This window comes from Streptomyces sp. UW30, assembly GCF_008042075.1.
Lineage (GTDB): Bacteria > Actinomycetota > Actinomycetes > Streptomycetales > Streptomycetaceae > Streptomyces.
On the sequence record NZ_RDBN01000053.1, the window covers coordinates 1,029,520 to 1,038,380 of the forward strand.

The 8,861-nt window shown below is 71.4% G+C and carries 9 protein-coding genes and 1 pseudogene; 6 read left to right on the top strand and 4 right to left on the bottom strand.

The features are described 5' to 3' along the window. Positions 1 to 182: pseudogene (locus EAO75_RS38940) on the bottom strand (hypothetical protein); the annotation flags it as partial. A gap of 43 nt (positions 183 to 225) precedes the next feature. Between EAO75_RS38940 and EAO75_RS38945 the strand changes: the two are divergent. Both EAO75_RS38945 and mscL read left to right on the top strand, forming a co-directional pair. Then, entirely contained in the window at positions 226 to 780 is a 555-nt protein-coding gene (locus EAO75_RS38945) for a hypothetical protein (RefSeq protein WP_147999794.1), read from the top strand. A gap of 129 nt (positions 781 to 909) precedes the next feature. Then, on the top strand, positions 910 to 1,368 hold the full coding sequence (gene mscL, locus EAO75_RS38950) for a large conductance mechanosensitive channel protein MscL (RefSeq protein ID WP_147999795.1): 459 nt from the start codon (positions 910 to 912) through the stop codon (positions 1,366 to 1,368). Positions 1,369 to 1,372: 4 nt separating this feature from the next. Here the strand turns inward: mscL and EAO75_RS38955 are convergent, their stop codons facing one another. Beyond that, complete coding sequence (locus tag EAO75_RS38955; protein WP_147999796.1) at positions 1,373 to 1,555, bottom strand: hypothetical protein; 183 nt, start codon at positions 1,553 to 1,555, stop codon at positions 1,373 to 1,375. Positions 1,556 to 1,715: 160 nt separating this feature from the next. Between EAO75_RS38955 and EAO75_RS38960 the strand changes: the two genes are divergently transcribed. The 4 genes from EAO75_RS38960 to EAO75_RS38975 all read left to right on the top strand — a co-directional run bounded on the left by EAO75_RS38960 (position 1,716) and on the right by EAO75_RS38975 (position 6,352). Then, entirely contained in the window at positions 1,716 to 2,954 is a 1,239-nt protein-coding gene (locus EAO75_RS38960) for a low temperature requirement protein A (protein WP_147999797.1), read from the top strand. A 51-nt stretch (positions 2,955 to 3,005) separates the two neighbouring features. Further along, positions 3,006 to 4,031 carry a P1 family peptidase gene (locus EAO75_RS38965; protein ID WP_147999798.1) on the top strand — a complete coding sequence of 342 codons (1,026 nt, stop codon included), beginning with the start codon at positions 3,006 to 3,008 and terminating at the stop codon, positions 4,029 to 4,031. A 170-nt stretch (positions 4,032 to 4,201) separates the two neighbouring features. Continuing rightward, positions 4,202 to 5,416: an Ig-like domain-containing protein gene (locus EAO75_RS38970; RefSeq protein WP_147999799.1), complete on the top strand. Its 1,215-nt coding sequence runs from the start codon at positions 4,202 to 4,204 to the stop codon at positions 5,414 to 5,416. Between the two features lie 189 nt (positions 5,417 to 5,605). Further along, positions 5,606 to 6,352 carry a DUF6227 family protein gene (locus tag EAO75_RS38975; RefSeq protein ID WP_147999800.1) on the top strand — a complete coding sequence of 249 codons (747 nt, stop codon included), beginning with the start codon at positions 5,606 to 5,608 and terminating at the stop codon, positions 6,350 to 6,352. Positions 6,353 to 6,367: 15 nt separating this feature from the next. On the opposite strand, the gene EAO75_RS38980 is transcribed toward EAO75_RS38975, so the two are convergent. Continuing rightward, entirely contained in the window at positions 6,368 to 6,622 is a 255-nt protein-coding gene (locus tag EAO75_RS38980; protein ID WP_147999801.1) for a hypothetical protein, read from the bottom strand. Between the two features lie 104 nt (positions 6,623 to 6,726). Further along, positions 6,727 to 8,775, bottom strand: a complete 2,049-nt coding sequence (locus EAO75_RS38985) for a fructose-specific PTS transporter subunit EIIC (protein ID WP_147999802.1) — start codon at positions 8,773 to 8,775, stop codon at positions 6,727 to 6,729. Between the last annotated feature and the right edge of the window lie 86 nt (positions 8,776 to 8,861).

Here is an 8,861-nt window from a genome sequence, read left to right on the forward strand (position 1 = left end):
CCCGCCGCGACGAGCGCCGCAGCGGTCACGGCGAGCCCGGCCGCCACGGCCCGCCTGCGATGCCGTACCAGCCGGCGCAGCCGATGCCGCCCGCCGCGCACCCGCACCGGGGCGAAGTGCGGCACCTCGCAGGTGGCCGGGGCGTCGGTGCCCGGCGGAAGCGGAACGGCGCGATGGCTCATCGTGGGCTCGCAAGCCGTTCCGTCGTCGCAGGTGGTGCTCCTCATGTCCGTCGCTCCGTCGTTCCCGTTCTCGACCTCGTCCTCCCCCGCCGTTCCGCTTCCGCCGGGCACCGACGCCCCGGCCACCTGCGAGGTGCCGCACTTCGCCCCGGTGCGGGTGCGCGGCGGGCGGCATCGGCTGCGCCGGCTGGTACGGCATCGCAGGCGGGCCGTGGCGGCCGGGCTCGCCGTGACCGCTGCGGCGCTCGTCGCGGCGGGACCCCGGGAGGCCGACCGGACGCGTGGACATCCGGTGGCGGAGCCGGTGCGGCAACACCGGGCCGTCGAGCGGGTGTCCGCGCCGGTGCGGATCGCGGACGGGGCCACCGTGCGGTTGCTGCGGCCCGGGGACCGCGTCGACGTGATCGCCGCGCAGGAGACGGCGACGGGCGGCGACGCCCGGGTGGTCGCGCGCGGGGCGCGGGTGACGAAGGTTCCGGAGCCGCTGGACGCCGCCCTGGAGAGCGGGGCGCTGGTCGTGCTGTCGGTGCCGCGTGGCACGGCGGCGCGTCTCGCGGGGGCCGGCGCGACGGCCCGTCTGGCGGTGACGCTGTGCTGAACCGGATCAAGCGCGACCCGCTGTCAAGTCCCTCGATGGAGGGGTCCCATTGGACAGGACGGCCGAGCGCTGACGTAGGTTGCGGAGCGGTCTGTTCCACAACCTGTGTGTGCGAGGGGTGGCTCCGAAGTGAGCGAGAACAAGGAACCGGGCGTCTGGGACGGCTTCAAGGCCTTCCTGATGCGCGGAAACGTCGTCGATCTGGCGGTGGCGGTGGTCATCGGTGCCGCCTTCACCAACATCGTGAACGCGGTGGTGAAGGGCATCATCAACCCGCTCGTCGGAGCGATCGGCACCAAGAACCTCGATCACTACAGCTCGTGCCTGAGCTCGACGTGCGAGGGCGAGCAGGGGATCCAGATCCTGTGGGGCACGGTGCTCGGCGCCGCGCTCAGCTTCGTGATCACCGCTGCCGTCGTCTACTTCCTGATGGTCCTGCCCATGGCGAAGTACCTGTCCCGTGTGGAGGCCCGCCGCAAGGCGAAGGAGGGCGCGCACGAGGTCATCGAGGTGACCGAGCTGGAGGTGCTCAAGGAGATCCGCGACGCGCTGGTCGCCCAGCGCGGGTCGGGGCACAACGAGCAGTAACGGCTCAGATGTGGTGGGGCGGCTTCTCGTCGAGGAACCGCTTCAGGTCGGCCGCGCTGTCGCCGCTGCCGCCCGGCCGCTCGCCCCACCCACGGTCCGTGTCGTCGGAGGACTGCTGGTCCAGCGGGTCGTCGAAGATCAGCGCGGCCTTCGGCTCGCGCGGCTCGGGGGCGGGGGCGGTGCTCATGCGTCCAGAGTACGGCCCCCGCGGCCACCGCCCGCTCGACCACGGCCGGCGCCGCGACGGCCCCCGCTTCGACGGCCCGCGCGAGGACGATCCCCGTCCGTCGCACGCGGGTGATCCTCTACGGGAGAAAATCCCCGCTCCATCTGCTGTGCTTGACCCCATGACGTCCAGTTCCACTCCCGCGCCGGGCTCTGACCGCCCACCCGGACACCGTCGCCCGCTGCGCAGGCTCACCGCCCGTGGCCGGGGTGAGTCGCATCGGGTCGCCACTCCGCTGGAGCTCTTCTTCGACCTGTGTTTCGTCGTGGCCATCGCCCAGGCGGGCATCCAGTTGGTGCACGCGGTCGCCGAGGGCCACGCGGGCGAGGGGATCCTCAACTACGCGATGGTGTTCTTCGCCATCTGGTGGGCCTGGATGAACTTCACCTGGTTCGCCTCGGCCTACGACAACGACGACATCCTCTACCGGGTCGTCACCCTGATCCAGATCGCCGGTGTGCTGGTCCTGGCGGCCGGGGTGTCCCGGGCGTTCGAGGACCACGAGTACCAGGCGGTGGTGCTGGGCTATGTGATCATGCGGCTCGCCCTGGTGACGCAGTGGCTGCGGGTGGCCGGATCGAGCGACGGGCCGGAGCGGAGAATGGCCCTGCGGTACGCCGGAGGCGTGCTGCTGTGCCAGATCGGCTGGGTGGGCCTGGTGGTCCTGCCCGAGGACGTCAGACCCTGGGTGTTCCTGGTGATGGCAACCCTGGAGCTGTGCGTACCGCCGTTCGCCGAGAGGGTGCACCCCACGTCCTGGCACCCGCACCACATCGCCGAGCGGTACGGGCTCTTCACGATCATCGTGCTCGGCGAGACCATCGCGGCGGCCACGGTGGCCGTGAAGACCGGCATCGACGAGAACGACGCGCTGAGCGATGTGCTGCCGATCGCCGCGGGCGGGCTGCTGATCATCTTCGCGGCCTGGTGGATCTACTTCGTGGTGCCGATCCACGGGCATCTGCGTTCCAACCAGCAGGCGTTCCTGTGGGGTTACGGCCACTATGTGGTCTTCGCCTCGGCGGCCGCGATCGGCGCCGGTCTGGAGGTGGCGGTCGAGCAGACCGTGGGCAAGGCGCACATCTCGACGCTGGCCGCGTCGGCCGCGGTGACCTTGCCGACGGCGCTGTATCTGCTCACGGTCTGGCTGCTGCACTCGCGCCACTACAAGGTGGGCATCGCCCAGCAGCTGGTGCTGCCGACCACGGCCCTGCTGGTGATCTGCTGCACGTTCCTGGGCGAGTGGGCGGTGCTCGCGGCCGGCCTCGTCTCGGCGCTGGCGGTGGCGACCGGGGAGACGCTGACGGCGCGGATGGCTGCCCGGGGGCGCGGGACGCAGGCGCGGACGCCGGTGGCGTGATCGGCCCGGCGGTGCCTGCCTCGGTGGGCGCGGCTGGACGAGACTGACCCCATGACAGTTGACGCTCTGACAGATGTCGCCGGACTGCGGGTGGGGCACGAGACGCGCACCGGTGGCGGTTGGCTCACCGGCACCACCGTCGTCCTCGCGCCCGAGGGCGGGGCCGTCGCCGCCGTGGACGTGCGCGGTGGCGGGCCCGGCACCAAGGAGACGGACGCCCTCGATCCGCGCAACCTCGTGCAGAAGGTCGAGGCGATCGTGCTGACCGGCGGCAGCGCGTACGGGCTCGACGCGGCGTCCGGCGTGATGGCCTGGCTGGAGGAGCAGCGTCGCGGGGTGCGGGTCGGGGTGGATCCGGCGCATGTCGTGCCGGTGGTGCCCGCGGCCTGTGTCTTCGATCTCGGGCGCGGCGGCGATTTCCGGGCCCGGCCGGACGCGGCCTTCGGACGGGCGGCGGTCGAGGCGGCCGCGGCGAGCGAACCCGGCGCGCCGGTGCCTCAGGGCTGCGTGGGCGCGGGCACGGGGGCCGCCGTCGGCCCGGTCAAGGGCGGGATCGGCACCGCGAGCACCGTCCTCGACTCGGGGATCACCGTGGCCGCGCTGGTGGTGGCCAACGCGGCGGGGTCGGCCTTGGATCCCGAAACGGGCGCGCTGTACGGGGAGTTGTGGCAAGGGCGGGTGGACTACCCGCAGGAGAAGGCGCACCAGGCCGCGCGGCTGCGGCTCGCCGAAATCGCGGCGAAGAGCGCGCCGCCCCCGCTGAACACCACGCTCGCCGTGGTCGCCACCGACGCGGACCTGTCGAAGGCACAGGCGCAGAAGCTGGCCGGGACCGCGCACGACGGCATCGCGCGCGCGGTGCGGCCGGTGCATCTGCTCAACGACGGGGACACCGTGTTCGCTCTGGCCACCGGGGAGCGGCCGCTCGCCGGGCATCCGCTCGCGCTGAACGAGATTCTCGCGGCGGGCGCCGACGCGGTGACACGGGCGATCGTGCGGGCCGTGCGCGCGGCCGAGTCGGTGGACGGGCCGGGTGGAGTGTGGCCGTCGTACGGGGAGTTGTACGGGAGCGCCTGAGGCATGGGCTGACACCCGGCCCCTCCCCCGCTGCTTCGCACCGACGATTGTCGCGGTTCTGTCACGTGATGGCATTCACCGCGAACGCGGGGAACCCGGTCCGGTGACGGGGGCCTCTTCCCCCGTGGAACGGAACGGATCTCGCAGACCGCATGAAGATGGAGCAACTCGTGACAACGCCGGACATAGCAGCGCGGCGCGTACTGGGGGCCTGTGCCGCCCTGATGATCGGCGCCCTGACGCTCACCGCCTGCGGTGGCAGCGCCAACGCCGACAACGACGACAAGGGCGGCCAGGACTCCAAGTCGTCCGCCGCGACGATCGAGATCTCGGCGAAGAACGGCTCGACCGGGGCGTCGATCAACTCGACCGGCGTGAAGGTCAGCGACGGCCGGCTGACCGAAGTGAAGATGACGGTGGCGGACAGCGGGCAGGCCGTGCCGGGCGCCCTGTCCGGCAACGGAGGCAGCTGGAAGCCGAAGGAGCAGCTGGAGCGGGGGACGAAGTACCGCATATCGGCCACCGCGAAGGACGGGGACGGGCGCAGCACCGCCGCCGACTCGACCTTCACCACGGTCTCCTCATCCGACAGCTTCATCGGGACGTACACGCCCGACGGCGGGGCCACGGTCGGCGTCGGGATGCCGGTGTCGTTCAACTTCGACAAGGCGATCGGCGACAAGAAGGCCGTCCAGTCGCACATCACCGTCAGCTCCAGCAGCGGGCAGAAGGTGGTCGGGCACTGGTTCGGGACGCAGCGGCTCGACTTCCGGCCCGAGGAGTACTGGAAGGCCGGCTCCAAGGTCACGATGAAGATCGACCTGGACGGCGTCGAGGGCGCGAACGGCGTCTACGGGGTGCAGAAGAAGACGGTCACCTTCACCATCGGCCACTCGCAGGTCTCGACGGTCGACGTCAACACGCAGACGATGACGGTCGTGCGGGACGGCGCGACGATCAAGTCGGTGCCGATCTCGGCGGGCAGCTCGGAGTTCACCACGTACAACGGGCAGATGGTGATCACCGAGAAGTTCGAGAAGCTGCGGATGGACAGCAGGACTGTCGGCCTCGCCAACGCGTACGACATCCCGGATGTGCCGCACGCGATGCGGCTGACGCAGTCGGGGACCTTCATCCACGGCAACTACTGGTACAACAAGGGCAATCCGCCCTTCGGCCGCCAGGGCACCAGCCATGGCTGCGTCGGCCTGCAGGACGTGCAGGGCGGGCAGGGGGACACGCCTTCCAAGTGGTTCTTCGAGAACTCGACGGTCGGCGACGTCGTGATCGTCAAGAACTCTCCCGACAAGACCGTGACGCCGGAGAACGGCCTCAACGGCTGGAACATGGCGTGGAGCGAGTGGGTGGCGGGCAGCGCCGTGTGATCTCCGTGTGATCCTCTGAAGTGGCGTCCGAGCAGGGATTCTTGACAGTTCGTCGGGCCGCGCGGGAACTTCTCGCGCGGTCCGCGCGTTTTACCGGACGTACGTTTTCTCGGTTCCCGGACATGATGTCCGACCGAGGGGCTACGGTATGCACCCACAAGGTGACATGCAGCAACGCCGGGAGAAACCTTGAGCGTTCCGTACGAGACGGCAGCGTACGAACCACCCGAGTCGGCGGAGTCTCCGGAGGAGCATCTCGCGCGACTCCTCGGCCGTGCCCTGAACTCCTTCGAGTTGCCGGACGAAGTCATACGGCGACTCGACTGCGCGCTGGCGCACGACAGCTCGCTGCACTCCGCGCACCACAGCGCGGGGCTGCACCGCGAGACGTACCGGCACACCTGGCTGCTCGCCGACGGCTCGGCGCTCACCCTCTGGGAGCTCGTCCACAACACCGCCCGGGGCCGCGACCCGCAGCACGAGGTGTACGCCGACGAGGAGGAGCTGCGCGCCGCGACCGCGCGGCTGCCGCTGCCGCCGGACGCGCCGGACTTCGAACTGCCGGTGACGGTACAGCTGTCGCCGATCCCCGCGCCCCGGCACGCGTATGTGCCGGACGACTCGCCGGACCACGCGCGCCGGCTGCTGCGCCGGGCGGAGAACACCGACCGGCCGGGCGCGGAGACGGCGGCGTTACTGACGACGGCGTGCGCGCACCAGATCACGCAGGCGTTCGGGCGCCCGTGCCGCGCGGGCCGCGTCGGACTGGGCTTCTCGCTCTACGAGCACGCCTTCCTGCTGCGCGACGGCGAGGAGGTCTCCCTCTGGGAGGTCGAGCACACGGCGACGCCGGACGGGCGGCACATGTGCGAGGTGTACGTCAGCGAGGACGCGGCGCGCGATGCGATGGAGCGGCGGGCGGCGCAGGTCTCGTAGCGGCGGCTTCGCCGGTCAGCGGCCGTCGCCGAGCTGTCGGACCAGGCCCGCGAAGGCGTCCCGTTCGGCCGGGGTGAGTTCGACGGCCTCCATTTCAGGGGCGGTCTGCCGCTGGTACGGAAGGCCGGGGAGCCTCGGGTCCGAGTGCCATGAGGTCGCCTGAGGGCGGGTGCGGCGCAGGATACGGGCCAGTCCGACCACCCAGAGCGCCGCTGCCAGGGCGAGTACGACAGGGCCCAGCAGTTGGAGCATCGAGACGTTCTCAGGCATGCGCTCCAGTACACACCACGGTCCGGGCCTTTAGGCCCGGACCGTGACGTATCTCGCAGGTGCCGTGAACAACTCACAGCGCCCCAAAGGGACAAGCGGGAGGCTTACGCGGCGACCGGCTGCTTCGCCGCAGCGGCCTCCGGCACCGGGGAAACGGAGTCCGCGACGCCCTCCGGCGCCGTCCTGCGCATGCCCTTCAGCAGGATGACCAGGCCCGCCGTGACCGCCGTACCGGCCGCGATGGCCAGCAGGTAGAGGAACGGCTTGCCGATCAGGAAGGTGACCCAGATGCCGCCGTGCGGGGCGCGCAGGGTCGAGCCGAAGGCCATGGCCAGCGCGCCGGTGACCGCGCCGCCCGCCATGGAGGCGGGGATCACGCGCAGCGGGTCGGCCGCCGCGAACGGGATCGCGCCCTCGGAGATGAAGGAGGCGCCCAGGACCCAGGCGGCCTTGCCGTTCTCCCGCTCGGCGCTGGTGAACAGCCTCTTGCGGATCGTGGTGGCCAGGGCCATGCCGAGCGGCGGGACCATGCCGGCGGCCATCACCGCGGCCATGATCTTCATCGCCGAGTCGCTGGGCGCCGCGACCGAGATGCCGGCCGTCGCGAAGGTGTAGGCCACCTTGTTGACCGGGCCGCCTAGGTCGAAGCACATCATCAGGCCGAGCAGGACGCCGAGCAGGATGGCGTTGGTACCGGAGAGGCTGTTCAGCCAGTCGGTGAGGCCCTTCTGCGCCTCGGAGATCGGCTTGCCGATCACCACGAACATCAGGAAGCCGACGACCGCCGAGGAGACCAGCGGGATCACCACCACCGGCATGATGCCGCGCAGCACCGGTGGGATGTCGATGCGCTGGATGCCGAGGACCACACCACCGGCGATCAGACCCGCGACCAGACCGCCGAGGAACCCGGCGCCGATCGTCACGGAGATCGCGCCGCCGACGAAGCCGGGCACGAGACCCGGCCGGTCCGCCATGCCGTAGGCGATGTATCCGGCGAGGACCGGGACGAGGAAGCCGAAGGCCGCCGCACCGATCTGGAACAGCAGCGCGCCCCAGCTGTCGACCTGGCCCCAGTCGAAGTGCTCGGTGACCGACTTGGCCTCGTTGATCTGGTAGCCGCCGATCGCGAAGCCGAGGGCGATCAGCAGACCGCCGGCCGCGACGAACGGGACCATGTAGCTCACGCCCGACATCAGCCACTTGCGCAGCTTGCTGCCGTAGCCCTCGCCGGGCTCGCCCGTGCGCTCGACCGGGGTGCCGGGCCGGGCGGCCGCGGTGGCCTCGCCGCGCTCGGCCTTGGCGCGGACCTCGGCGATGAGTTCGGCAGGGCGGTTGATGCCCGCCTTCACGCCGACGTCGACGGTCGGCTTGCCGGCGAACCGGTCCTTCTCCCGTACGGACACGTCGTGGGCGAAGATCACGCCGTCCGCCGCCGCGATGACGGCCGGGTCGAGCCGGGTGAAACCGGCCGAGCCCTGCGTTTCGACGACGAGCTCGACGCCGGCGTCGCGGCCCGCGTTCTCCAGCGACTCGGCCGCCATGTAGGTGTGGGCGATGCCGGTGGGGCAGGAGGTGACGGCGACGATACGGAAGGGGCGGTCGCCGGGCGTCTCACCGGGGGCTTCGGTGGTGGTGCCCGTGGCGTCGTCGGCGGAGGCCGCCACCGACGACGCCACGGAGTCTTCGGAACCGGCGTCGGTGGCGCCGGCCGCCGGGGGCTCCTCGCCCCGGATCAGGGCCGCGGCCGACGCCGCGTCCCCCGCCGACCGCAGCGCGTCCGTGAACTCGGTGTTCATCAGCTGCCGGGCCAGCGACGACAGGATCGTCAGGTGGGCGTCGTCCGCGCCCGCCGGAGCGGCGATCAGGAAGATCAGGTCCGCAGGGCCGTCCGCGGCGCCGAAGTCGATGCCGGCGGCGCTGCGCCCGAAGGCCAGCGTCGGCTCGGTGACGTGCTCGCTGCGGCAGTGCGGGATGCCGATGCCGCCGTCCAGGCCGGTGGGCATCTGTGCCTCACGGGCGGCCACGTCGGCGAGGAAGCCCTCCAGGTCGGTCACCCGGCCCTGGGCCACCATGCGCTCGGCGAGAGCGCGCGCCGCCGCTTCCTTGGTCTCGGCGGACAGGTCGACAGCTGGGGCGCGCTGCTGTTCCAGATCGGTGCGGCGGCCTTCGGCTTCCTCGTCCCGGTCCTCGCCGGATACATCGCCTACGGCATGGCGGACCGGCCGGGTCTCGTGCC